This is a genomic window from Bradyrhizobium sp. NAS96.2 (assembly GCF_001908235.1).
In the GTDB taxonomy this organism is placed as follows: Bacteria; Pseudomonadota; Alphaproteobacteria; order Rhizobiales; family Xanthobacteraceae; genus Bradyrhizobium.
The window spans coordinates 1-24,147 of record NZ_LGHK01000107.1 but is presented as its reverse complement, the minus strand read 5'-3'; the positions used below and the strand labels follow the sequence as shown (position 1 = coordinate 24,147).

The window sequence follows — 24,147 nt, the reverse complement described above, 5'->3', positions numbered from 1 at the left end:
CCAGACGGATGACCTGATCCGTTCAGGTTCCGGTGCGCCGCAGGTCTTCGGCGGCATCGCGGCGCAGGTTGTGGAAGAACTGCTCGACTTCGCGCGACAGCGTTTCGGCCGTGGCGGTCAGATCGTTCGATGCCGCGAGCACCGACTCCGCCGCCCTGCTGGTCTGGTCCATGTCGTCGCGGAGCGAGCCGACATTTGTCACCAGCGTTTCGTTGCCCTGGGCGGCCATCTGCGCATTGGCGGAGATTTCGCGCGTCGCCGCGTCCTGCTGGCCGATCGCGCTGGCGATGTTGGCGGTGACGTTGCTGATCTCGCGCACCGCCTGGCCGATCTCGCGCACAGCGGCCACCGAGTTGCGGGTCGAGGCCTGGATCAGGCCGACATTCTCGCTGATCTCGGCGGTTGCCTTCGCGGTCTGCCCGGCCAGCGCCTTGACCTCGTGCGCAACGACCGCGAAGCCGCGGCCGGCATCGCCGGCGCGGGCGGCTTCGATGGTGGCGTTGAGCGCGAGCAAATTGGTCTGCTCGGCGATCGCCTGGATCAGGCTTAACACGCCGTCGATGCGCTGCGTGGTGGCGGCAAGGCTCTCGATCTCGGTGATCGACCGGTCGGTGCGCGCACCGGCCTGATCGACCGCGCCGGAGGACTGCTTGACCTGGCGGCCGATCTCCTCGACCGAGGCGGAGAGCTCTTCGGCTGCACCCGCCACCGCGGAGACGTTGCTCGAGGCCTGTTCGGTCGCGCCGGCCGCCGCAACCGCGCGGCCGCTGGCGTCCGACGCGACGGTAGCGATGGTCTGCGCGGTTTGACGCATCGTCGCAGCGTTGTCGTGCACAGCGCGGAGCACGTCGCCGATCGTGGCGCGGAACGTCTCGACGAAGCTCTCGATATGGCGGCCGCGGGCGTCGCGGGCCTCGGAGTCCCGCACGACTTGCGCGTTCAGGCTGCGATTGCGATCCATCGCCTCCTGGAAGACCTTGATGGCGCGCGCCAGCGCGCCGATCTCGTCGCCGCGATCGACATGCGGCACGTCGACATGGTCGGCGCCCTCGGCGACGTGCTTGATGGTCGTGGTGATCTGCGACAGCGGCCGCGCCACCGAGCGGGCGATGATCAAGACGCCGAGGACCACCACGATCAGGGCGGCGGCGCCGAGCCCGGTCAGCAACAGTGCCAGCTCACGGTTGGTGTCGGTCTGTTGCGCCAGCTTCTTGCTGCGCTCGGCATAGACCTTGGAAAGCGCCTCGAGGTCCTTGTTCAGCGCGGTACGCACGTCGCGGTTGGCGTCGTTGTCGCCCCACTCACGGCCGGCTGCCGCGCCGATCTCGATGCCGCGCCGAACCAGCTCCTTGCGGAACTCGATGAACTGCTCGATGCGCTTCTTGAACACCGCGAATTCGGTGGCGTCGTCGGCCTGCACCAGGGTTTCCCAGTTCTTGACCACGCCGCGGATGCGCTCGTTGAACGCCAGCAGTCCGTCGCCGTACTTCTTCACCGCAGCTGGATCGGTCGACATGTAAATGCCGCGGGATTCCATCACCACGGCATAGACCAGCGAGTTGACCCGCTCGACGTTGAGCGCGGCGCGGCTCGCGAGGTCGACGGCCGCGGTCAGCTCGGCGTTGCGCCGCGCGTTGTAGTCGGAGAGGACGGTGATGGCCGCGGTCAACGCCGCAATCAGCGCAAACGTCGAGTACAGCCGGGCAGCAAGCGAGAATCGGGACGCCATCGGAGGCCGGGACATGGAGATGGGGGATGTGGTGGGGGCAGGCATTGAGGGCACTCCAAGAGGCCGGGGAGCACCTTCGGCCGGTTAAAGCTTATGCAAAATGTTCATGGATAATTTCTTAACGCGTGGGCCTGGCGCGGCCGCAACCGTCAAAATCCTCAAATAATCCCAATGTCTTATGGGGGCCTCTGCGTCCGCAGGGTTCCAGCGGCCGGCCGCCGTGTTGAATGACGCGCCGCCATCATCATCACTCATCAACATCCGCCGGCGCGCAGCGCCAAGCTGATGGCACCACTTTCGCAAAGAGGTGCTAGGTTACGTTGCCCCAGCCCCACGCGACTCCCCATGCTCTATCGTCACACCATCGACGCCACCAATTACGCATTCGACGATCTGCGCATCCTGCTTGCCAAGGCCTCGCCGCCGCGGTCGGGCGACCGGCTGGCCGGCATCGCGGCCGACAGTGCCGCGGAGATGATCGCCGCGCGGCTTGCGCTCGCCAACGTTCCGCTCAAGCAATTCCTCGATGAGCCTGTCATCCCCTACGAGGACGACGAAGTCACCCGCCTGATCCTCGACAGCCACGACGTCGCCGGCTTCCTGCCGGTGTCGTCGCTCACCGTCGGCGGCTTCCGCGACTGGCTGCTGTCGGATGCCGCCACCACCGATGCGATCAGGAAGATCTCGCGCGGCATCACACCGGAGATGGTGGCCGCGGTGTCGAAGCTGATGCGCAACCAGGATCTCATCCTGGTCGCGAAGAAGTGCGAGGTGATCACCCGCTTCCGCAACACCGTCGGCCTGCGCGGGCGCATGAGCACGCGGCTGCAGCCGAATCATCCCTTCGACGATCCCAAGGGCATCACTGCCTCGATCCTCGACGGGCTGCTGCTCGGATCGGGTGATGCCTGCATCGGCATCAATCCGGCGAGCGACGATCCGAAGGTCATCGGCACCCTGCTGCGGCTGCTGGACGACGTCATCACGCGGCTCGCGATTCCGACGCAGGGCTGTGTGCTCACCCATGTCACGACCACGCTCGGACTGATCGGGCAGGGGGTGCCGGTCGATCTCGTGTTCCAGTCGATCGCAGGCACCGAGGCGGCCAATCGCAGTTTCGGCGTCGACCTCTCGCTGTTGCGGGAGGCGCGGGAGGCTGGGCTGTCGCCGCGGCGCGGCACGGTCGGTGACAATGTGATGTATTTCGAGACCGGGCAGGGCTCGGCGCTGTCGGCCAATGCCCATCACCAGGTCGACCAGCAGACCTGCGAGGCGCGGGCCTATGCGGTGGCGCGCGCGTTCGATCCGCTGCTCGTCAACAGCGTGGTCGGCTTCATTGGTCCGGAATACCTCTATGACGGCAAGGAAATCATCCGCGCCGGGCTCGAGGATCATTTCTGCGGCAAGCTGCTCGGCCTGCCGCTCGGGATCGACGTTTGCTACACCAACCACGCCGAGGCCGATCAGGACGACATGGACAATCTCCTGACGCTGCTTGCCGCCGCCGGTGTGAACTTCATCATGGGCGTGCCGGGCGCCGATGACGTGATGCTGAACTATCAGTCGACATCGTTTCACGATGCGCTCTACGTCCGTGACCTGTTCGGCCTGAAGCGGGCGCCGGAATTCGACGACTGGCTGGTGCATGCAGGCCTTGCCGGGCAGGACTTCCGCCTCGTCAGCGATGCGGGGCGGCTGCCCGACCTCGCTGCCCGGCTCCTGACCTGACGGGATAGCAAAATTCTGCAGAGCAACTATCTCGCCGTTGTGACGTTGGTAAGTGCCACAATGTTGAAGAATTTCTGGCCCAGCGTTCCACGCCATGGTTAGATTTGCGGGTGCTTCGGGGTCGATTGATGAGAGCTGAGGGCATAAAGACAGCACGGCGTATCCTCTGCGTCTTTCCGCGCTATACGTCGTCGTTTGGGACCTTCGAGCACGCCTACCCCCTGACCGACGGCGTCAAGGCGTTCATGCCGCCGCAGGGGCTGCTGCTGATTGCCGCATACCTCCCTGAGAACTGGCCGGTCCGTTTCGTCGACGAGAATCTGCGTCCGGCAACGGTGGAGGATTTCGAGTGGGCGGACGCCGTGTTCGTCAGCGGTATGCACATCCAGCGCCAGCAGATGAACGACATCTGCCGTCGTGCGCATGAACACGACCTGGTGGTCGCGATCGGCGGTCCGTCGGTCAGTGCCTGCCCGGACTACTATCCCTCATTCGACTACCTTCATGTCGGCGAGCTCGGCGATGCGACCAATGAGCTGATCAGGCGCCTCGCCGATGATACCAGCCGCCCCGACCAGCAGGTGGTGCTGAAGACCATCGACCGGCTGCCGATGACGGACTTCCCGCTGCCGGCCTATGAGCTCGCCGAAACCAAGAAGTACTTCCTCGGCAGCATCCAGTTCTCCTCGGGCTGTCCCTATCAGTGCGAGTTCTGCGACATCCCCGGGCTCTATGGCCGCAATCCGCGCCTGAAGTCGCCGCAGCAGATCATCGCCGAGCTCGACAAGCTGCGCGCATGCGGCGCGACCGACACGGTCTATTTCGTCGACGACAATTTCATCGGCAACCGCAAGGCGGCGAGCGAGCTGCTGCCGCATCTGATCGAATGGCAGAAGCGGACCGGCTATGTGACGCGCCTCGCCTGCGAGGCGACGCTCAACATCGCCAAGCGGCCCGAGATCCTGGAGAAGATGCGCGAGGCCTTCTTCGTGACGATTTTCGTCGGCATCGAGACGCCCGATCCCGACGCGCTGAAGGCCATGCACAAGGATCAGAACATGATGGTTCCGATCCTGGAGGGTGTGCGCACCATCAACTCGTTCGGCATGGAGGTCGTCTCCGGCATCATCATGGGGCTCGACACCGACAAGCCCCAGACCGGTGACGCGCTCATCTCCTTCGTCGAGGAGTCCCGGATTCCGCTTCTGACCATCAATCTGCTGCAGGCGTTGCCGAAGACGCCGCTGTGGGACCGGCTCGAAAAGGCGGGGCGGCTGATCGATGATGAGGGCCGCGACTCCAATGTCGAGTTCCTGCTGCCCTATGAGGATGTGGTGAGTTCCTGGCGCAAATGCATGGAGATCGCCTACGAGCCGAAGAAGCTGTTCGAGCGCTATCTGCATCAATGCAACTACACCTATGCCAACCGCATCAAGGTGCCGGTCAGTCCGGAGATGAAGAGCTGGGCGAACATCCGGCGCGGCCTGATCATGCTGCGCAACATCTTCTGGAAGGTCGGCGTACTCGGCGACTACAGGCGCGTGTTCTGGAAGTTTGCGCTCGGCCGGCTCAAGCGCGGCGATATCGAGGGGCTGATCTCGGCGACGCTGGTTGCGCACCATCTGATCACGTTTGCACGCGCGGCCTCCAGCGGCCGGCAGAACGCCTCGAACTACTCGATCCGGTTGCGCGAGGCTTCCGTTCCCGCCGAATGACAGCATGACGACACCGCCGGCGCCATCGTCCCCTTCGCTCCCCGATTTGCGTGACCTTACGCCGGCGCGCGTCGGGCTCGGCCGGTCCGGGGCCAGTCTGCCGACCGATGCGTTGCTCTCGTTTACGCTCGACCATGCCCGCGCGCGCGACGCCGTTCACGCGGCATTCGAGATCAGCAGCATTGCGGCCGGTCTTGCCGGCCTCGGCATCACGCCGCGCGAGGTGTCGAGCCAGGCACACGACCGGCGCGACTATCTGCGCCGGCCGGATCTCGGGCGCATGCTGGATTCCGCATCGCGGCGGTCGCTGGAAAGCAGCGGCATCGCCGCGTGCGCCTGCGCCATCGTGATCGGAGACGGCCTGTCGCCGACGGCGGTCAATGTGCACGCCGTCGAATTGATCCGGCACCTGTTGCCGCGGCTCGCGGCCGACGGGATCGACACTGGTGCGGTGGTCGTCGCGTCCGGCGCGCGCGTTGCGCTCGGTGACGAGATCGGCGCCATCCTCGGCGCGCGCATGCTGGTGATGCTGATTGGTGAACGGCCCGGCCTTTCCGCGCCCGACAGCCTTGGCGCCTATCTCACCTTTGCGCCGCGGATCGGCCTCACCGATGCCGACCGCAATTGCATCTCCAACATCCACCGTGCCGGGCTGAGTTATCCGGAAGCGGCGTTCAGGATCTCCTGGCTTGTGCGCGAAGGCCTGGCACGCCAGATCACCGGGGTCGCGTTGAAAGATGAAAGCGGCGGTGGATCGTCACAGAATGCGCTCCCAGGGTGTGGCAAATCAGATACTTAATGGTGGGGATCGCCGGTTCCCCGCCAATTTGGTCGGACCCTCGCGCTTGCGAGCAAAGGGGCGGACGGGTAAAACCGGCGCCGGTCAATATTCGCGTGTTTTCAAGGACTAGCGCCGATCAGTTGCGCTCACCCGCCGCATTCGCGCCCCTAAAGCATGGTCCGGAAAAGTGCGAAGCGGTTTTCCGAAAAGATCATGCGCAAACAAGGAGCTAAAGCGCGGTGACGATCCAAGCTGATCTCATCGCGCTTTAGACCCAAGCTAGACAGATTGAGACGTTTTCAGAACTGGACAGGGCATGCTCGAAAAGAACTCCGAAAGTCAGGTCCACGTCGAGAAGGTCGAAGAACCGCGGTCGGGCCCCAGCATCGCGTTCGGGATCGAGCGTCTCGGCCTGATCCCGATGCGGGCGCCGATCCTGTCCTGCATCGTGCTCGTTCTGCTGTTGATCGGCGCCTTGTTCGGCGTGCATCGGATCAAGATCGACGATTCGCTGTCGCAGCTGTTCCGTTCCGAATCCAAGGACTACAAGCAATATGAGGCGGTGACCAAGCGCTTCCCGGCGACCGAGTTCGACGTTCTCGTCGTGGTCGAAGGCAAGACGCTGCTCGAGCGCGACAATCTCGGCAAGCTCCGTGACATGGTCACGGACCTGCAGCTCGTCGAAGGCGTGCGCGGCCTGGTGTCGCTGTTCTCGGCGCGCCAGGCGCCGGAGCCCGGCAAGCTGCCGGCGGCGCTGTTCCCGAACGAACTCCCCGAGGGCGCCGCCTACGACAAGTTCGTCGAGACCGTCAAAAGCAACGAGATCATCCGCGGCAAGCTGTTGTCGGAGGACGGCACGCTCGCGCTGGTCGTGCTGTCGCTCGAACCGGAGGTGGTCGGCAGCAACAAGCTCGGCAAGGTAGTCGGCGACATCAGGAAGATCATGGCCGACGATCTCGGCGGCAGCGGGCTCAATGCCCAGCTGTCCGGCGTGCCGGTCATGCAGCTCGAGATCCGCAACGCGGTCGAGCGCGACGGCCTGACCTACAACATCCTCGGCATCCTCGCCGGCTGCGTCATCGCCATCATCTTCTTCCGCAAGATATCCTTCATGGTGGCGGCGGCGTTCCCGCCGATGATCGCGATCCTGCTCGCGCTCGGCGGCCTCGGCTGGGCCAATTTCAATCTCAACATGTTCCTCAACGTGATGACGCCGCTCATCATGGTGATCAGCTTCTCCGACTCGATGCAGCTGACATTCGCGGCGCGCGACCGGCTGATCGCGGGGCAAGACAAGTTCACCGCGTTCAAGAACGCGGTGCTGGTGGTCGGCCCGGCCTGCGTGCTGACGCACGGCACGGCGGGCATTTCCTTCATCGCGCTGCAGTTCTCGGATTCCGACCTGATCCGCAAATTCGGCGAGGCCGGGCTTGCGGCGACCATCATCGCGCTGGTCGCGGTGCTCTCGCTGGTGCCGGTGTTCGGCATCCTGCTGGTGCGCAACGAGAAGGTCTTTGCGGTCAAGTTCCAGAGCGCGGATGCAGGCGTGCAGGCGCTGCGCAATTTCTGCTACTGGATCGCGGTGCGCATGGTCGGTCGTCCTGGGCTGTTCAGCCTGCTCGCGCTGATCGTCGTCGGCGGCCTCGGCATCATCTACGCCAATCTCGAGCCGCGCTACCGGCTCGCCGACCAGGTGCCGGACAAGCGGCAGGCGGTGGAGGCGTCGAGCCGGCTCGACGCCAAGCTGACCGGCGCCAATCCGGTCGATGTGCTGATCGAATTCCCCAAGGGTCAATCGCTCTACTCGCCGGAGACGCTGAAGACGATCGCCGACGTTCACGCGATGGTCGAGGACAGCGCCGGCGTCGGCAACGTCTGGTCGCTGGAGACCTTGCGGCGCTGGCTCGCCGAAAAGGCCGGCAGCAACGATGTCGCGACGCTGAAGGAATATGTCGGCGTGATTCCCGAACATCTCGTGCGCCGCTTCATCTCGAAGGATCAGGATGCGGTCGTGGTGTCGGGCCGGGTTCCGGATCTCGATTCGAGCCAGCTGCTACCGGTGGTGAACAAGCTCGATCACTCGCTCGACAAGGTGCGTGCCGAGCATCCCGGCTACGAGATCGCCGTCACCGGCCTGTCGGTGATTGCCGCGCGTAACAGCGCCAACATGATCGAGAAGCTCAACCGCGGCCTCACCGTCGAGTTCGCGCTGGTTGCGATCTTCATCGGGCTGGCGTTCCGCTCGATCGTGGTGATGTTCTCCTGCATTCTGCCCGGCATCTTCCCCGTGGTGCTGTCAGGCACCGTGCTGTGGCTGCTCGGGGAGGGGCTGCAATTCGCCAGCGTCGTGGCATTGACCGTGTCGTTCGGCCTTGGGCTCTCCGCCACTATCCACTTCCTCAACCGCCTGCGGCTCGAGACCAAGCCCGGTGTCACGCCGGAACTTGCGGTGGAGCGCGCCACCGTCCTGGTCGGTCCCGCACTGATCCTGACCACGGTGGTGCTGGCCTGCGGCCTCGTCGTCACCGTGTTCTCCGACCTGCCGTCACTGCGCCTGTTTGGCTGGCTCAGCGCGTTCTCGATGGTCGCAGCGCTGGTCGCGGACCTCTTCATCCTGCGGCCGACCTCGATGTTCCTGATCAATCTGTCGCAAAAGCTCCGCGGCAAGGGCGGGCAGCCGGCGCCGATCGAAAAGGCCTGATCGACCGACAATGAAAAGGCCCGGTTCCGAAGCGCTCGGAACCGGGCCTTTTGTTTGTCAGCGAAATCGATCGGGAGTGTCAGGTCTTCGTCATCGTGATCGTGACGCCGCGGATCTCGCCCTTGGAGTCGATCTGCACCACCTGCTTGGAGCCGTTGGTCTGCAGGTTCAGGTTGGCGGCAAAGCCGGACGCCTCGACGAACACGTCGATCCGGCCGCCGCCCGCGGTGCCCTGCAAATTGCCGAAGATGTTGCGGCTCGCCTCGCTCCAGTTGCCGGAGATCCGGTCGCCCTGGCTTGTGACGTCGCTGGAGAGGTCGAATTTGTAGCTGTCGCTGGCGCAATGCAGGGTCTGCTTCAGGCTCAGACCCGATGGCGCGACCTTGTAATCCGCCTTGCAACGAATGCGTTCGGTCGTGCCGTTGGACAACGCCACCGTGCCCGTGCCGGTCCAAGAGCCGGCAAAACCGGCAAACGGCCCGCTGGCCTGGGCATGGACCGCGGAGGCAGACAGCATCAGTGCGGCGCCGACGCCCACAGCTCTGAGGGCCTGACCATAAAGGCTGGAACCAAACAGTTTCATTGTGAATTTCCCATCAAAATCAACGCCTCTTTCGCAAGAAAGCGTCTCGCCGCATCGAAGGTTTAGTGTCACCCAAGAATGTTAGGTTCAAACGACAGAGGCGGGGTGCGCCACGCCTTTCGTCATCGAACAGAATCAGAAGCCGGTGGCCTCATCATGGCATCTAGCTTTGCGCGAGTACCATCCGCAATAGCCAAGCGCGACAAAGTGATGGCGTGAATCGGTGTTGTGAATCAACGACTTAAGCAGGGGTTTACAGCGCCGCAAATTTAGCCGCATTTAGCAGTGCTTGTCGTCAATCCGTTGCCGCGTTACGTGGCGTCTGCAATCCCCAAAATCCGTCCCGGCCTTGCCGAAACGCTTTCGGGAACAGATTTTCTGCTGTCGGAAATGAAGGAATACGATGCGTAAATTTCTCTTGGCTCTTGCCCTGTTGTCGATCCCGCTTGCGTCCAGCGCCGTCGCCCAGCAGCAGCAGGGACGCGGTACACCCGATGAGCAGAAGGCCTGCACGCGTGACGTGCAGCGTCACTGCCGCTCCGTCATCGATCAGGGCGACTTCACCATTCTCGCTTGCCTGCAGCAGAACCGCAGCAAGATCAGCACCGCCTGCGACCAGGTGCTGAAGACCCACGGCCAATAAGATCGAATTCAGGTCTCAAGGGACCGCTATCGACACCGCGGCTGGCTCCGTGCCGGCCGCGGCTGCATATGCTGGCGGTCACAGATAGCATTGGTTTTGGTGGCGTATTCCCCTATATGGGGCTCGCAAATCCCCCGCATGCGCTGACGGTTCGCGCCTGCGTCGTGCCATGACCAGTGTAGCCCAAATTTCCCATGACCACCGCGAGCGACCTGCGATCCGGAAAGACCCACCGCGACGAGAATTTTCCGGTCGCGTCGTGGATCATTCATCCGCGGCATCGTGCCCTGATCCTGGCCTTCTATAATTTCGTCCGCACCGCCGACGATATCGCCGATCACGCCACGTTGCCGGCCGACGAGAAGCTGCGCTATCTCGACCTCATGGAGGCCGAACTGCTCGGCAATGGCGAGACCCAGAAGGAAGCGGTCGATCTGCGCCGGGCCTTCGCCGAGCGCGGCATGGCGCCGCGGCATGCGCTCGACGTGCTGGTGGCGTTCCGCCTCGACGTCACCAAGCTGCGCTACGAAACCTGGGACGATGTGATCGATTATTGCCGCTATTCGGCGATGCCGGTCGGGCGGTTCATGCTCGACGTCCATGGCGAGGATACCTCGACCTGGGCGGCGTCGGATGCGCTCTGCGCGGCCTTGCAGATCAACAATCATCTGCAGGACTGCGGCAAGGACTACCGCAACCTGAACCGCGTCTACCTGCCGCGCGATGCGCTCGCCGCCGCGGGCGCGACCGTCGAGATGCTGGGCGAGGCGAAGTCACAGCCGGCCCTGCTCAAATGCCTGCAGGCGCTTGCGGTGCGCACCGCCGTGCTGCTCGACCAGAGCAAGTCGCTCGCCGCCGAGGTGAAGGATTTCCGGCTCGGGCTCGAGATCTCCGTGATCCAGGCGTTCGCCGACAAGATCGTCAACATGCTGAAGGTGCGCGATCCGCTCAGCGAGCGCGTGCATTTGAGCAAGGTTGAACTGTTGCTGCAGAGCCTCGGCGGCGTCGCCGGCGAGACCGCGCAGCGCGCGACCGGACGGCGTGCGGTCTCCAAGACGGCGGCAGGCGCATGAGTGCTGAGGCGGCGGCCAACGCGAATTACGGAAGCACCGCTTCGGGCAGCTCGTTCTATGCCGCGATGCGCATCCTGCCGCACGCGCAGCGCGAGGCGATGTTTCAGATCTACAGCTTCTGCCGTCAGGTCGACGACATCGCCGATTCCGACGGTCCGCGGCCGGAGCGCCTGGCCGCATTGCAGCAGTGGCGCGACGATATCGACGCGCTCTATGCCGGGCATCCGCCGGAGCGGCTGAAGGACTATGTCGCGTCGGTGAAGACCTTCGGCCTGAAGCGCGAGGATTTCGTCGCGATCGTCGACGGCATGGAGATGGACGTGCCGCAGGACATCCGCGCCCCGGATCTTGCGACGCTTGATCTGTATTGCGATCGCGTCGCGAGCGCAGTCGGCCGGCTGTCGGTGCGTGTGTTCGGCCTGCCCGAGGACGATGGCATCCAGCTTGCGTATCACCTCGGCCGTGCTCTGCAGCTCACCAACATCCTGCGCGACATCGACGAGGATGCCGGTCTCGGCCGGCTCTATCTGCCGCGCGAATGGCTTTGGCATGCCGGCATCACCAACAACGACCCGGCCCGCGTCACCGCCGACCGCGCGTTGCCGAAGGTCTGCGCGCCGCTCGCCGAGCGCGCCAAGATGCATTTCCAGAAGTCCGACGAGATCATGAAGCGCAATTCGCGCCGCGCCGTGCGCGCGCCGCGGATCATGTCGAAATACTACCGCGCGATCCTCGATCTCTTGATCGCGCGCGGCTTCACCGCCCCGCGTGCGCCGGTGCGTGTGTCCAAGGCGGCCAAGATCGGCATTCTTCTCCGTTACGCGATCATCTGATGCAAAAGACCGTTCATATCATCGGTGCCGGTATTTCCGGCCTCTCCGCCGCCGTGCGGCTCGCCAATGGCGGCTACAGGGTCGCCGTCCACGAGGCGACGCAGCAGGCCGGCGGCCGCTGCCGCTCCTATTTCGACGCCGCCACCAATCTCACGATCGACAACGGCAACCATCTCCTGCTGTCGGGCAATCGCCATGCGCTGAGCTACGCGCGTTCGATCGGTACCGAGGCCGGCCTGGTGGGGCCCGCACGCGCGCAGTTTCCGTTTGTCGATCTGGCCTCCGGCCAGCGCTGGCAGCTCGACCTCGGCGATTCACGCCTGCCGCTGTGGGTGTTCGATGAGGCGCGCCGCGTCCCGGACACGACCTTGCGTGACTATCTCGCATTGGCGCCGCTGGCCTGGGCCGGCACCGAGGCGCTGGTCGGCAACACCATTCCCTGCAAGGGCACGCTGTATGACCGCCTGGTGCAGCCGCTGCTGCTCGCTGCGCTGAACGTCGATCCGCCGGAGGGCTCGGCGGGGCTTGCCGGCGCCATCGTGCGCGAGACGCTGCTCGCGGGCGGGCAGGCCTGCCGCCCGCTGATCGCGCGCGACGGCTTGAGCTCGGTCCTGATCGAGCCGGCCGTGAAGCTGCTGCAGGAGCGGGGTCACAGCGTCCAGTTCAGTCACGAATTGCGTGCGCTTGGCATGTCCGGTGATCGCGTCACGGAGCTCGATTTTGGCGGCGGCGACAAGATCGCGCTGGCGGCCGGCGATGCCATCGTGCTCGCGGTGCCGCCGCGCGCTGCGGCCGCCCTATTGCCCGGCGTGAAAACCCCGACCAAATTCCGCGCCATCGTGAACGCGCATTTCCGCGTCGATCCGCCGCGCGATGCCGCGCCCATTCTCGGCGTGGTCGGCGGCCTCGTGGAGTGGCTGTTCGCGTTCCCGCAACGGCTGTCGATCACGATCAGCAACGGCGACCGCCTGGTCGACATGCCGCGCGAGGAGCTCGCGCAGGCGATCTGGCGGGATATCTGCAAGGCGTCGGGTGTTTCCGGTGACCTGCCGCCGTGGCAGATCGTGCGCGAGCGCCGTGCCACATTTGAGGCGACGCCGGAGCAGAACGCCCTGCGTCCGGGCGCCGCAACGGCGCAAAAAAACCTGTTCCTTGCCGGCGACTGGACTGCTACCGGGTTGCCGGCAACCATCGAGGGATCGGTGCGGTCAGGTGATCGCGCCGCCGATCTGGTTCTGGCCACGCGCTAGATTCGATCTGTTAAGCGGCCGCGGCTTTCGATCAGCCGGGCCGCGATGAAGAGGATATCGAGCGAAATGCTTTCGAGAGATCACGGCGTTGCAGTCGATCCGGTCGCGCTGGAGAAGAGCATCTCCAAGGCAACCGAAGCGCTGCTCGGCTATCGCCAGTCCGACGGACATTGGGTGTTCGAGCTCGAGGCCGACAGCACCATTCCGGCCGAGTACATCCTGCTGCGTCACTATCTGGCCGAGCCCATCGATGCCGCACTCGAGGCCAAGCTCGGCAACTATCTGCGCCGCGTCCAGGGCGCGCATGGCGGCTGGCCGCTGGTGCATGATGGCCCGTTCGACATGAGCGCCAGCGTGAAGTCGTACTTCGCGCTGAAGATGATCGGCGATTCCGTCGACGCGCCGCATATGGTGCGGGCGCGCGAAGCGATCCTCTCGCGCGGCGGCGCTTCGGGCAGCAACGTGTTCACGCGCTTCCTGCTCGCGCTCTATGGCGTCGTGACCTGGCGCGCAACGCCGGTGCTGCCGATCGAGATCATGCTGCTGCCGATGTGGTCGCCGTTCCACATCAACAAGATTTCCTATTGGGCGCGCACCACGATGGTGCCGCTGATGGTGCTCGCCGCGCTGAAGCCGCGCGCGAAGAATCCAAAGGGCGTCGGCATCGACGAGCTGTTCCTGGAGGATCCGAAATCGGTTCGCATGGCGCCGAAGGCGCCGCATCAGAGCGCGAGCTGGTTCTACCTGTTCCGCTCGCTCGACGCCGTGCTGCGCGTGATCGAGCCGATGTTTCCGAAGAGCCTGCGCCAGCGCGCGATCGATGCCGCGCTCGCCTTCACCGAAGAGCGGCTGAACGGCGAAGACGGCATGGGCGCGATCTATCCGCCGATGGCCAACATCGTCATGATGTACGAGGCGCTCGGCAAGGACGAGAATTTCCCGCCGCGCGCGATCACTCGCCGCGGCATCGACAAGCTGCTCGTGGTCGGCGACGACGAGGCCTATTGCCAGCCCTGCGTCTCGCCGGTGTGGGACACCGCGCTGACCTGCCACGCGCTGCAGGAAGCGGGCGGCGACGACACCCTCGCCAAGGCCAAGCAGGGTCTCGACTGGCTGAAGCCGCGCCAGGTGCTGGAGCTGAAGGGCGACTGGGCGGTCAAGGCGCCGGACGTCCGTCCCGGCGGCTGGGCGTTCCAGTACAACAACGACCATTATCCCGATCTCGACGACACCGCCGTGGTCGTGATGGCGATGGATCGCGTGCGGCGTCATACCGGAACCCGGGAATATGACGAGGCGATCGCGCGTGGCCGCGAATGGATCGAGGGGCTGCAGAGCCGCGACGGCGGCTGGGCCGCGTTCGACGTCAACAACCTCGAATATTACCTCAACAACATCCCGTTCTCCGATCACGGCGCATTGCTCGATCCGCCGACCGAGGATGTCACCGCGCGCTGCATCTCGATGCTGGGCCAGCTCGGCGAGACCGCCGAGAGCAACAAGGCGATGGCCGATGGCGTTGCCTATCTGCGCCGCACCCAGCTGGCCGAGGGCTCCTGGTACGGTCGCTGGGGCCTGAATTACATCTACGGCACCTGGTCGGTGCTCTCGGCGCTAAATGTCGCAGGGGTCGATCGCAACGACCCGATGATCCGAAAGGCGGTCGACTGGCTGGCGTCCGTCCAGAATCAGGACGGCGGCTGGGGCGAGGATGCCGTCAGCTACCGGCTGGATTACAAGGGTTACGAAGTTGCGCCATCGACCTCGTCGCAAACGGCATGGGCCTTGCTTGGATTAATGGCGGCCGGAGAGATCGAAAACCCCGCCGTTGCGCGGGGTGTGGAGTACCTAAAGGCAACACAGACGGAAAAAGGGCTGTGGGACGAGCAGCGATACACCGCAACGGGGTTTCCGCGGGTATTTTACTTGCGATATCATGGCTACTCGAAGTTCTTTCCGCTCTGGGCGCTGGCGCGGTATCGGAATCTGAGAAGCACCAATAGCAGGGTGGTAGGGGTCGGGATGTGATTGTTGAGGCGGGGGCCGCCGAGACCGTGGGCAGTAGAATTGATCCTCGGCCGGTATTAATCGTGACTGGATTGGTGCAGGAGGCCCGTATCGCAGCGGGTCCCGGCATGATCGTAATTTGCAGTTCGAGCGATCCGCAGCAGCTGCGTGCATTGCTGGCGACGCTGGATCCGACGACCTTCCGCGGCGTGATTTCGTTCGGCGTGGCCGGCGGGCTCGACCCGTCGCTCAAGTCGGGCGACGTCGTGGTCGCGACCGAGGTGATGTCCGGCGATACGCGTTTCCTTGCGGCATCCGCCCTGAACGAAGAGATGATCGCCAGCGCTGCGCTGAAGCGCCGCAGGATCGTCCGCGGCGGTCTTGCCGGCGTGGAAGAGGTGATTGCGGCGAAGGCCTGCAAGGCCGCGCTGCGTTCGATGACGGGCGCAGCCGCAGTCGACATGGAGAGCCATATCGCGGCTGCCTATGCCGCCAAGGCAGGCGTTCCGTTCGCCGCGCTGCGCGTGATCAGCGATCCCGCGCACCGGGCGCTGCCGGAGCTTGCGAAATCCGCGGTGAAGCCGAATGGCGACATCGACCTGCGCAAGGTGCTGCGCGGCATCGCGCGCAATCCGCGGACGCTGCGGGCGCTGGTGTCGACCGGTATCGACTTCAACCGCGCGCTGCGCTCGCTGCGCAGCTGCCGCGGCTTCCTGCTCGGCAGCGACGTGCTGATGCCGGCGGAAGACGTGCTGATCACGGCGAAGGCGGCCTGATCTGCCGTCTCGGACCGGGACGGGGGCTCGCCGCACCGGGCTCAAAACACCAAGCTCAAAGCACTTGGCTCAAAAACAAAGGCCCGATCGCATCGCGATCGGGCCTTTTGCTTTGCTGTGCCTGGCGGCGCGGATTACGCGGCCGTGGAAGCCTTGGCTTGCTGCTTGGCGGCTGCGGCGGCAGCCTCGTCGCGGCGGATCTCCGAGAGCTTCTTCTGGACCTGCTCGGCGAAGATGTACTGCGCCGGGCGCTGCTTCGACATGTCGATCTCCGGCGCCATCGGACCCGACGTCTTGATGCCGCGCAGCGCGACCCACATCGCCTTCAGCGGATTGTTGATCGCAGCGGTGGCCGCGGTCGGCTCGTAGCCGCAATGGGCCATACAGTCGGCGCACTTCTCGTACTTGCCGGTGCCGTAGGTCTCCCAATCGGTGGTGTCCATCAGCTCCTTGAAGGTCTTCGCATAGCCTTCACCGAGCAGATAGCAGGGCTTCTGCCAGCCGAAGATGTTGCGCGCCGGCATGCCCCAGGGCGTGCACTCGTATTCCTGGTTGCCGGCGAGGAAGTCGAGGAACAGGCCGGAATGCATGAAATTCCACTTCTTGCCCTTGCCGAGCGCAAAGACGTCGCGGAACAGCTTCTTGGTCTTGGTGCGGTTGAGGAAGTGCTCCTGGTCGGGCGCACGCTCATAGGCGTAACCCGGCGACATCGAGACGCCGACGCCGAGCTCGGTGGTGAAGTCGAGGAACTTGGCGATCTCTTCGGCCGGATGGCCGTCGAAGATGGTGGCGTTGACGTTGACCGTGAAGCCACGTGCCTTCGCCGCCTTGATCGCAGAGACGGCGCGATCGAACACGCCCTTCTGCGACACCGCCTTGTCGTGATGGTCCTTCAGGCCGTCGAGATGCACCGAGAAGAACAGGTAGGGCGACGGCTCGAACAGGTCGAGCTTCTTCTCGAGCAGCAGCGCATTGGTGCACAGCGAGACGAACTTCTTGCGCGCCACGAGGCCGCGCACGATCTCGCCGATCTCCTTGTGGATCAGCGGCTCGCCGCCGGGGATCGCCACCATCGGCGCGCCGCATTCATCGGCCGCGTCCCAGCACTCCTGCGCCGTCATGCGGCGATTGAGGATCGCATCGGGATAGTCGATCTTGCCGCAGCCGACGCAGGCGAGGTTGCAGCGGAACAAGGGTTCGAGCATCAGCACGAGCGGATAGCGTTTGCGGCCAAGCAGCTTCTGCTTGATCAGATAACCGCCGATACGCATTTCCTTGAATAACGGTATAGCCATTAGACGATTTTCTTTCTGCACTTATCAAAGGGAAGTGGGTTCAGATCAGCCCGCAGTCAGTTCGGCCGGCAGCCGGAATTCGATATTCTCTTCACGGCCCGGAACGACCGAGACCGAGACAGGTCCGATGCGCCGCAGGGCCTCGATCACATCGTCGACCAAAACTTCGGGTGCCGACGCACCCGCCGTGATGCCGACGGCCTTGGCATCCTTCAGCCAGTCCGGGTTGAGCTCGCTCCCATCGGCAATCAGATAACTCGCGACGCCGACCTCGGTGCCGATTTCGCGAAGCCTGTTCGAGTTGGAACTATTGGCGGCCCCCACCACCAAAATGACGTCCACCAGCTTACTTAGGTCCCTTACCGCAGATTGGCGGTTCTGTGTCGCATAGCAGATATCCCTGATGTTCGGGCCTTGAATATCTGTAAATTTTGCCTGAAGGGCCGCGATGATGTCCCTGGTGTCGTCCACGGACAGGGTGGTCTGGGTGATATAGGCGACCGGGGTGTCGGTCGGCAGCCGCAATTCCGCCACATCCTGGACGCTCTGGACCAGCAGGACCGGCCCCGGAACCTGGCCCATGGTTCCCTCGACCTCCGGGTGGCCGGCATGCCCGATCAGGATCAGGGCGCGGCCCTTCGAGATATAGCGTTTGCCCTGGTTGTGGACCTTGGTGACGAGCGGGCAGGTGGCGTTGAGTACGGGCAGGTCGCGGGCTTCCGCCTCCTCCTCGACGCTCCTGGCGACGCCATGGGCACTGAAGACGGTCACCGCCTTGGCCGGCACTTCCGACAGGTCCTCGACGAAGATCGCGCCCTTCTTCTTCAGGCTTTCGACCACGTGCTTGTTGTGAACGATCTCGTGGCGGACATAGACCGGCGGGCCATACTTCGCGAGCGCGCGTTCGACGATTTCGATCGCGCGCACGACGCCAGCGCAGAAGCCGCGCGGCTGAGCAAGAAACACTTCCATCGGTCGTCCGTTACGCAAATTGCACCAGCCTCATTCCAAGCCCTGCTTCCAAGCCTTGCGGCCTTTTCGGCAACGCACTCCGCCAGGTCGGACCTCGCAACATCCGTTGCAATGTCCGCACCATCTCAGGTCCTGCACGTGATCCGCGCCCTCAAGGGCATGGAAATACAGGGATTTGTGGCAAAAAGGTAGCGCTTCGAGCGGGTGGGCGGTCGGCAAGGAGAGGGGTTTGAGGTAATATAGTGTGGATTTCGGTCCTGCGACCGTCCGTCTCCCTCACTTGTTCGTCACTTTATCGCCCACTGATGCGGTTTATACCGGCCACTCGTGGCCGTTCCTGTGCTTTGGAACCTCCTCGCTATCTCGTCGAGGAAGATAACCAAAACAACATTAGATCGGTCCCGGGAACTCCGCTACAGAGCGGGCGTTTTCGGCCATGCTTCCCCGAGATTAGAAAGAAACGAAGTGCTGACAAATATTGTCGTCTCCGTTGTTAGGACCTGTACGCGTTTTGCCCTTCCGGTTGTCATTCTCGCTGTGCTGCTGTCGATCGGCGCCGGCTTCTACACGGCCCGCAATTTCTCGATCAACACCGACATCAACAAGCTGATCTCGCCGGATCTGGATTGGCGCAAGCGCGACAATCAGTTCGAGGAAGCCTTTGACCGCGAGCGGCTGATCCTGGCGGTCGTCGAGGGAGCGACGCCCGAGCTGACCAGCTCGGCGGCCAAGGCGCTCACCGCGAAGCTGCAAGCCGACAAGAAGAACTTCGAGGCCATCACCGCGCTCGGCTCAGGCGAATTCTTCGAGAAGAATGGTCTGCTGTTCCTGCCGACCGAAGAGGTCGGCAAGGTCACGGGCCAGCTCGAATCGGCCGCGCCGCTGATCGAGATCATGGCGGGCGACCCTTCGATTCGCGGCCTGACCGGTGCGCTCGAGACCGGCCTTGCCGGCGTCAAGCGCGGACAGGTCAAGCTCGACAATACCGCGCCGCCCTTCAACCTGATCTCCGAGACCGTCGAGACCGTCCTCGCCAAGGGCAGCGCGACCTTCTCGTGGCGTGAGCTCACCAGCGACAAACCGCTGACCGATTCGGACAAGCGCGCCTTCATCGAGATCAAGCCGATCATCGACTATTCGGCGCTGGAGCCCGGCAAGGCCGCGACCGACGCGATCCGGCAGGCGGCCGCCGATCTGAAATTCCCCACCGAATATCACGCGCGCGTGCGCCTGACCGGCCCCGTGCCGATCGCCAACGAGGAATACGCCACCGTGCAGGATGGCGCGATCACCAACGGCATCGGCACCGTGGTGATCGTGCTGATCATCCTCTGGATGGCGCTGCATTCCGGCAAGATCATCTTCGCGGTGTTCGTGAACCTGTTCATCGGCCTTGCCATCACCACGGCGGTCGGCCTGATGATGGTCGGATCGCTGAACCTGCTCTCGATCGCCTTTGCGGTGCTGTTCGTCGGCCTCGGTGTCGACTTCGGCATCCAGTTCAGCGTGCGCTACCGTTCCGAGCGCTTCAAGAACGACAATCTGACGTTGGCGCTCGAGAACGCGGCGCGCCGATCCGCGGTGCCGCTGTCGCTCGCGGCGATGGCGACCGCTGCAGGCTTCCTGTGCTTCCTGCCGACCGACTACAAGGGCATCTCCGAACTCGGCAAGATCGCCGGCGCCGGCATGCTGGTGGCCTTCATCACCAGCATCACGGTGCTGCCGGCGCTGCTCGACCTGCTCAATCCTCCGGGAGAGAAGGAGCCTGTCGGCTACGCCTTCCTGGCGCCGGTCGACCACTTCCTGGAGAAGCATCGTGTCCCGATCATCGTCGGCACGCTGCTGGTCACGGTCGCGGGCCTGCCGCTGCTCCACTACATGAAGTTCGACTTCAACCCGATCAATCTGCGCAACAAGCAGGCGGAATCGATCGCGACCTTCCTCGATCTGAGGAAGGATCCGAACACCGGCGCCAACGCCATCGACGTGATGACGCGCTCGGAGGCCGACGCCAAGAAGATCGAGGCCAAGCTCGAGAAGCTGCCGGAAGTGTCGCGCGTGATGTCGCTCGACAGCTTCGTGCCGGAGGACCAGCCGGCCAAGCTGAAGCTGATCGCACAGGCGGCCAAGACGCTCGGCCCTGCGCTCAACCCGGACTCGGTCGATCCGGCACCGTCGGATCAGGAGAATGTCGAGTCGCTGAAGAGCTCGGTCGACAGCCTGCGCAAGACCGCGGGCGACGGCAAGGGACCGGGCGCGGTTGCCGCGCGCCGGCTCGCCGACGCCTTGCAGAAGCTTGCGGATTCGACCCAGGCGACCCGCGACAAGGCCCAGGAGGTCTTCGTCGCGCCGATGAAGATCGTGTTCGATCAGCTCCGCAACACGTTGCAGGCCCAGACCGTCACGCTGCAGAACCTGCCGCCGGAACTGGTCGCGAGCTGGAAGACCAAGGACGGCCTGATGCGTGTCGAGGCGGAGCCGAAGGGTGATCCGAACGACAACGACAATCTGCGCCGCTTCGCCGACGCCGTGCTCGCCGCCGAGCCGACTGCGATCGGCGGACCGGTGTCGATCCTGAAGTCGGGCGACGTCATCGTGAATGCGTTCATCCACGCCGGCATTCTGGCGCTGGTCACGATCGGCCTGCTGCTGTGGCTGACGCTGCGCCGCGTCGTCGACGTGCTGATGACGCTGGTGCCGCTGCTGGTCGCCGGCATCGTCACGCTGGAGATCTGCGTCTTGATCGGGCTGCCGCTCAACTTCGCCAATATCGTCGCGTTGCCGCTGCTGCTCGGCGTCGGCGTGGCGTTCAAGATCTACTATGTCACGGCATGGCGGCAGGGCAGGACGAATCTGCTGCAATCGAGCCTGACGCGCGCGATCTTTTTCAGCGCGTTGACCACGGCGACGGCGTTCGGCAGCCTTTGGCTATCCAGTCATCCCGGCACCGCGAGCATGGGCAAGCTGCTTGCGCTCTCGCTCGTCACGACGCTCGCGGCAGTGCTGCTGTTCCAGCCGGCGTTGATGGGCAAACCGCGCGAAACCCTCAAGGACGAGGATATCGCCAACGACGTCACCTGACGCGTTGGCGATCCGCTGTCGATCCGGCTTGGCGGCAGGCCGCCGAGCCGGACTGGTGCGTCGGTATCAGTGCGTCGGTCGTGCGATATCCGGGAGCAGGCAGATATCGCCCACGGTGTCCGCCGACGCATTGGCGGCGCCCGGAGCACCGGCTGCCTGCTTTTGACCGGGCTTGGTGGCAGGCGCCACGGCACCGGTGGTCTTCTGCGGCGCAGCCGATTTGGGAGCGGCGCCCTTCGCAGCCGGGCTGCCGGCAGCAGCCGGGTTGCCGGCGGCGCTCACCGGGATCGGCGGACCGACGCGGGTCCAGGTCTCGCCGCCGCACAGGAAGCCGAGCACGCAGCCCTGGATCTCGAGCTGATCGGTGCCGACCGGCTTGATGGTCGAGCTGTAGAGCTGGCCGTCCTTCGCGTTGTAGACTTGGCCTTCCCACGCGTCGGCGCCCGCCTTCTTCTTCATGTCGATCAGGATCGGCATGCCGAGTGTAGGCCTGCTCTGCTTCGCAGGATCAGGATTGTTCTTATCCTTGCCGCCGGGGGTTTTTTCCCAGGACACCGCACCCCACATGTTGCCATTACACTGGGCGACGCGGATGGTGGCGACACCGTCCGCGACCTTCCAGTCACCGGTCGGATCCGCTGCAAGTGCCGGTGATAATACGGTGGCCAAAAATAAACCTGAAAAGGCTATTGTACGCGCGAAAGTTCTTGGGCAGTGCAACATGGTCCAAACCTGTGCTTAACTAGACGATCCGAGCGGGGGTCAAAACGCCGCTAGCGAGCGTTTTAAGTTGACGAGATGGCCATCAACCGACGTATGTAACGAATGGTAAGTTCCAATTTAGACGTTTCCGAGATTTTTGTGGAGCGCGAGGGGCAGCGCGGTGCCATGCACACGCGTCACCTCAACGAGCAGCTCGTTCGCGTCCTCAAGACCATCGGCTATGACGTCGGCTTCCAGAAGGGGCAAGGCCAATACCTCTTCGATCGTCAGGGGGCTCGTTACCTCGATCTATTGAGCGGATTTGGCGTTTTTGCGATTGGCCGCAACCATCCGGCCCTGCGCGAGGCGCTGAAGAGCGTGCTCGACGCCGATCTGCCCAATCTCGTGCAGCTCGACGTCTCGACCCTCGCCGGCGTGCTCGCGGAACGCCTTCTGGAACATGTTCCATATCTGGACAAGGTGTTTTTCGCCAATTCCGGCGCCGAAACCGTCGAAGCTGCGATCAAGTTCGCGCGTGGCGCGACCGGCCGGCCGGGCATCGTCTATTGCGGGCATTCGTTCCACGGCCTGTCCTACGGCGCCCTGTCGCTGACCGATGATACGAATTTCCGCAGCGGCTTCGAGCCGCTGCTGCCGGGCTGCACCCCGATCCCCTACAACGATCTCGAGGCGCTGGAGAAGGCGCTGTCGTCGCGACAGGTCGGTGCGTTCATCGTCGAGCCGATCCAGGGCAAGGGCGTCAACATGCCCACCGACGAGTTCCTGCCCGGCGCGCTGGCGCTGTGCCGCAAATACGGCACGCTGTTCATCGCCGACGAGATCCAGACCGGCATCGGCCGCACCGGAAAATTCCTCGCGATCGAGCATTGGGGCATCGAGCCCGACATGGTGTTGCTGGCGAAGGCGCTGTCCGGCGGTCACGTGCCGATCGGCGCGCTGCTGACGCGCAAGCATATCTTCGACAAGATCTTCAACCAGATGGACCGCGCGGTCGTGCACGGTTCGACCTTCGCCAAGAACGATCTGGCGATGGCCGCCGGCATCGCGACGCTCGATGTCATCAAGGCCGAGAAGCTGGTCGAGAACGCTGCCAAGCGCGGCGCCGAGCTCCGCCTTGCGCTGACGCGCATGGTGCCGGGCTATGAGCTGATGAAGGAAGTCCGCGGCAAGGGCCTGATGATCGGCGTCGAGTTCGGCCCGCCGAAATCGCTGCGGCTGAAGGCGTCGTGGAACCTGCTGGAGACCGCCAACAAGGGCCTGTTCTGCCAGCTCATCACGGTGCCGCTGTTCAAGGATCACAAGATCCTCACGCAAGTCGCCGGCCACGGCCTCCACACCATCAAGCTGCTGCCGCCGCTCACGATCACCGAGGAAGACTGCACCTGGATCGAGAAATCGTTCGACGAGGTGATCGCCGGCAGCCACAAGGTCCCCGGCGCGATCTGGTCGCTCGGCAAGACGCTGGTCGACAACGCGGTGCGCAAGTCGGCGTAAGCCTGAACCCGTAGCCCGGATGGAGCGCAGCGAAATCCGGGGCGTTCGATACTTGCGAGATCGCTCCCGGATTGCGCTGCGCTCCATCCGGGCTACGAGGTTGTTTCATCCGTCATTGCGAGCGAAGCGAAGCAATCCATGGCGCCGCGAGCGGAGAGATGGATTGCTTCGTCGCTGTCGCTCCTCGCAATGACAGCTGTGGAGCAAGGGTTCGAAACTCACCCTTCCTTGTTCGCGCGCATCGCGCTTTCGAACTTGTCGCCGAACTCGCTGAGCTCGTCGGCGCCGAGATCGCTGACGGCCCAATAGTTCAGGCCGCGGTCGCTCCAGCGCCGGATGTTGAAGCCCTGCAACGTCGAGACCTTCGCCGTCTTGCGTTCGGTATTTGCCGTCTGCGCCACGAACAGATTGATCACGTGCTGGCGCCGCTTGTAGACCACGGCGCCGATCTCGCGGGCGTTGACGTAGTCGAGCCGGCCGCCGATCAGGGTGAAGCCCTGCGCGGTGAGGTCGATCACCGGCGGCGAGACGTCGAGCTTGCCGTTGAACCAGGGCTTGACCGTATGCTGATCGGTCGAGACCACGTCGATCAGATGACCGGCCTGCAGCGAGCGCAGATGCGCCGACACCACCTCGTTCTCGATGCGCTGCTCGTCGTCGTTGCGCAGCACGATCGCGACGAGGCCCGTCGCCGCCATCGCCGATACCGCCGAGCCCATCGCGAAGCCGCGCAGCACCGAGCGCCGGCTCGGCGCCGCCTGCG

At 64.1% G+C, this 24,147-nt stretch carries 18 protein-coding genes; 12 read left to right on the top strand and 6 right to left on the bottom strand.

Annotation, left to right across the window (positions count from 1 at the left end):
- Nucleotides 1-22 precede the first annotated feature (22 nt).
- Nucleotides 23-1,729: a methyl-accepting chemotaxis protein gene (locus AC628_RS23140; protein WP_143201756.1), complete on the bottom strand. Its 1,707-nt coding sequence runs from the start codon at nt 1,727-1,729 to the stop codon at nt 23-25.
- Nucleotides 1,730-2,074: 345 nt separating this feature from the next.
- On the opposite strand from AC628_RS23140, the gene AC628_RS23135 reads away from it, so the two are divergent.
- The 4 genes from AC628_RS23135 (at nt 2,075) to AC628_RS23120 (ending at nt 8,654) form a co-directional block, all read left to right on the top strand.
- Nucleotides 2,075-3,457, top strand: coding sequence for an ethanolamine ammonia-lyase subunit EutB (locus tag AC628_RS23135; protein ID WP_074129029.1), 1,383 nt, complete (start codon nt 2,075-2,077; stop codon nt 3,455-3,457).
- A 128-nt stretch (nt 3,458-3,585) separates the two neighbouring features.
- Nucleotides 3,586-5,172: a B12-binding domain-containing radical SAM protein gene (locus tag AC628_RS23130; protein WP_074129028.1), complete on the top strand. Its 1,587-nt coding sequence runs from the start codon at nt 3,586-3,588 to the stop codon at nt 5,170-5,172.
- A gap of 4 nt (nt 5,173-5,176) precedes the next feature.
- A complete protein-coding gene (gene eutC, locus AC628_RS23125; protein ID WP_074129027.1) occupies nt 5,177-5,971 on the top strand; it encodes an ethanolamine ammonia-lyase subunit EutC in 795 nt (264 codons plus the stop codon).
- A gap of 298 nt (nt 5,972-6,269) precedes the next feature.
- Complete coding sequence (locus AC628_RS23120; RefSeq protein WP_074129026.1) at nt 6,270-8,654, top strand: efflux RND transporter permease subunit; 2,385 nt, start codon at nt 6,270-6,272, stop codon at nt 8,652-8,654.
- Nucleotides 8,655-8,733: 79 nt separating this feature from the next.
- Here the strand turns inward: AC628_RS23120 and AC628_RS23115 are convergent, their stop codons facing one another.
- Nucleotides 8,734-9,237 carry a hypothetical protein gene (locus AC628_RS23115; RefSeq protein ID WP_074129025.1) on the bottom strand — a complete coding sequence of 168 codons (504 nt, stop codon included), beginning with the start codon at nt 9,235-9,237 and terminating at the stop codon, nt 8,734-8,736.
- Nucleotides 9,238-9,640: 403 nt separating this feature from the next.
- On the opposite strand from AC628_RS23115, the gene AC628_RS23110 reads away from it, so the two are divergent.
- From AC628_RS23110 to AC628_RS23085, 6 genes are all read left to right on the top strand, one after another.
- The gene (locus tag AC628_RS23110) at nt 9,641-9,880 is read left to right on the top strand and encodes a hypothetical protein (protein WP_074129024.1); all 240 of its coding nucleotides are present in this window, start codon (nt 9,641-9,643) and stop codon (nt 9,878-9,880) included.
- Between the two features lie 194 nt (nt 9,881-10,074).
- Entirely contained in the window at nt 10,075-10,953 is an 879-nt protein-coding gene (hpnC, locus tag AC628_RS23105; protein ID WP_074129023.1) for a squalene synthase HpnC, read from the top strand.
- On the top strand, nt 10,950-11,786 hold the full coding sequence (hpnD, locus tag AC628_RS23100; protein ID WP_074129022.1) for a presqualene diphosphate synthase HpnD: 837 nt from the start codon (nt 10,950-10,952) through the stop codon (nt 11,784-11,786). The genes hpnC and hpnD overlap by 4 nt, the downstream gene beginning before the upstream one ends.
- Complete coding sequence (gene hpnE / locus AC628_RS23095; protein ID WP_074129021.1) at nt 11,786-13,036, top strand: hydroxysqualene dehydroxylase HpnE; 1,251 nt, start codon at nt 11,786-11,788, stop codon at nt 13,034-13,036. The genes hpnD and hpnE overlap by 1 nt, the downstream gene beginning before the upstream one ends.
- Nucleotides 13,037-13,102: 66 nt before the next feature.
- A complete protein-coding gene (gene shc, locus AC628_RS23090; RefSeq protein ID WP_074129020.1) occupies nt 13,103-15,064 on the top strand; it encodes a squalene--hopene cyclase in 1,962 nt (653 codons plus the stop codon).
- Nucleotides 15,061-15,819 (top strand): phosphorylase, encoded by a 759-nt coding sequence (locus tag AC628_RS23085; protein ID WP_074129019.1) that lies wholly within the window; start codon nt 15,061-15,063, stop codon nt 15,817-15,819. The genes shc and AC628_RS23085 overlap by 4 nt, the downstream gene beginning before the upstream one ends.
- 134 nt (nt 15,820-15,953) lie before the next feature.
- Here AC628_RS23085 and hpnH read toward each other — a convergent pair whose 3' ends face one another.
- Both hpnH and ispH read right to left on the bottom strand, forming a co-directional pair.
- Complete coding sequence (gene hpnH / locus AC628_RS23080) at nt 15,954-17,114, bottom strand: adenosyl-hopene transferase HpnH (RefSeq protein ID WP_074129018.1); 1,161 nt, start codon at nt 17,112-17,114, stop codon at nt 15,954-15,956.
- Between the two features lie 45 nt (nt 17,115-17,159).
- Nucleotides 17,160-18,086, bottom strand: a complete 927-nt coding sequence (gene ispH, locus AC628_RS23075) for a 4-hydroxy-3-methylbut-2-enyl diphosphate reductase (protein ID WP_074129017.1) — start codon at nt 18,084-18,086, stop codon at nt 17,160-17,162.
- Between the two features lie 465 nt (nt 18,087-18,551).
- Here ispH and hpnN point away from each other — a divergent pair, with 465 nt between their 5' ends.
- Nucleotides 18,552-21,167 (top strand): hopanoid transporter HpnN, encoded by a 2,616-nt coding sequence (hpnN, locus tag AC628_RS23070; protein ID WP_074129016.1) that lies wholly within the window; start codon nt 18,552-18,554, stop codon nt 21,165-21,167.
- Between the two features lie 66 nt (nt 21,168-21,233).
- Here hpnN and AC628_RS23065 read toward each other — a convergent pair whose 3' ends face one another.
- Nucleotides 21,234-21,890 (bottom strand): DUF2147 domain-containing protein, encoded by a 657-nt coding sequence (locus AC628_RS23065; RefSeq protein WP_074129015.1) that lies wholly within the window; start codon nt 21,888-21,890, stop codon nt 21,234-21,236.
- Nucleotides 21,891-21,992: 102 nt separating this feature from the next.
- Between AC628_RS23065 and hpnO the strand changes: the two genes are divergently transcribed.
- Nucleotides 21,993-23,384 carry an aminobacteriohopanetriol synthase HpnO gene (gene hpnO / locus AC628_RS23060; protein WP_074129014.1) on the top strand — a complete coding sequence of 464 codons (1,392 nt, stop codon included), beginning with the start codon at nt 21,993-21,995 and terminating at the stop codon, nt 23,382-23,384.
- 218 nt (nt 23,385-23,602) lie between these two features.
- On the opposite strand, the gene AC628_RS23055 is transcribed toward hpnO, so the two are convergent.
- A partial coding sequence (locus AC628_RS23055) for an anti-sigma factor family protein (RefSeq protein WP_074129013.1) occupies nt 23,603-24,147 on the bottom strand: 545 nt, incomplete at its 5' end.

Coding starts and splice junctions, on each gene's coding strand:
- AC628_RS23115 (WP_074129025.1), bottom strand. CDS start 9,237: ATGAAACTGTTTGGTTCCAGCCTTTATGGTCAGGCCCTCAGAGCTGTG.
- AC628_RS23120 (WP_074129026.1), top strand. CDS start 6,270: ATGCTCGAAAAGAACTCCGAAAGTCAGGTCCACGTCGAGAAGGTCGAA.
- AC628_RS23130 (WP_074129028.1), top strand. CDS start 3,586: ATGAGAGCTGAGGGCATAAAGACAGCACGGCGTATCCTCTGCGTCTTT.
- hpnH (WP_074129018.1), bottom strand. CDS start 17,114: ATGGCTATACCGTTATTCAAGGAAATGCGTATCGGCGGTTATCTGATC.
- hpnC (WP_074129023.1), top strand. CDS start 10,075: ATGACCACCGCGAGCGACCTGCGATCCGGAAAGACCCACCGCGACGAG.
- eutC (WP_074129027.1), top strand. CDS start 5,177: ATGACGACACCGCCGGCGCCATCGTCCCCTTCGCTCCCCGATTTGCGT.
- hpnD (WP_074129022.1), top strand. CDS start 10,950: ATGAGTGCTGAGGCGGCGGCCAACGCGAATTACGGAAGCACCGCTTCG.
- AC628_RS23110 (WP_074129024.1), top strand. CDS start 9,641: ATGCGTAAATTTCTCTTGGCTCTTGCCCTGTTGTCGATCCCGCTTGCG.
- AC628_RS23135 (WP_074129029.1), top strand. CDS start 2,075: ATGCTCTATCGTCACACCATCGACGCCACCAATTACGCATTCGACGAT.
- hpnE (WP_074129021.1), top strand. CDS start 11,786: ATGCAAAAGACCGTTCATATCATCGGTGCCGGTATTTCCGGCCTCTCC.
- shc (WP_074129020.1), top strand. CDS start 13,103: ATGCTTTCGAGAGATCACGGCGTTGCAGTCGATCCGGTCGCGCTGGAG.
- hpnO (WP_074129014.1), top strand. CDS start 21,993: ATGGTAAGTTCCAATTTAGACGTTTCCGAGATTTTTGTGGAGCGCGAG.
- AC628_RS23140 (WP_143201756.1), bottom strand. CDS start 1,729: ATGGCGTCCCGATTCTCGCTTGCTGCCCGGCTGTACTCGACGTTTGCG.
- ispH (WP_074129017.1), bottom strand. CDS start 18,086: ATGGAAGTGTTTCTTGCTCAGCCGCGCGGCTTCTGCGCTGGCGTCGTG.
- AC628_RS23065 (WP_074129015.1), bottom strand. CDS start 21,890: ATGTTGCACTGCCCAAGAACTTTCGCGCGTACAATAGCCTTTTCAGGT.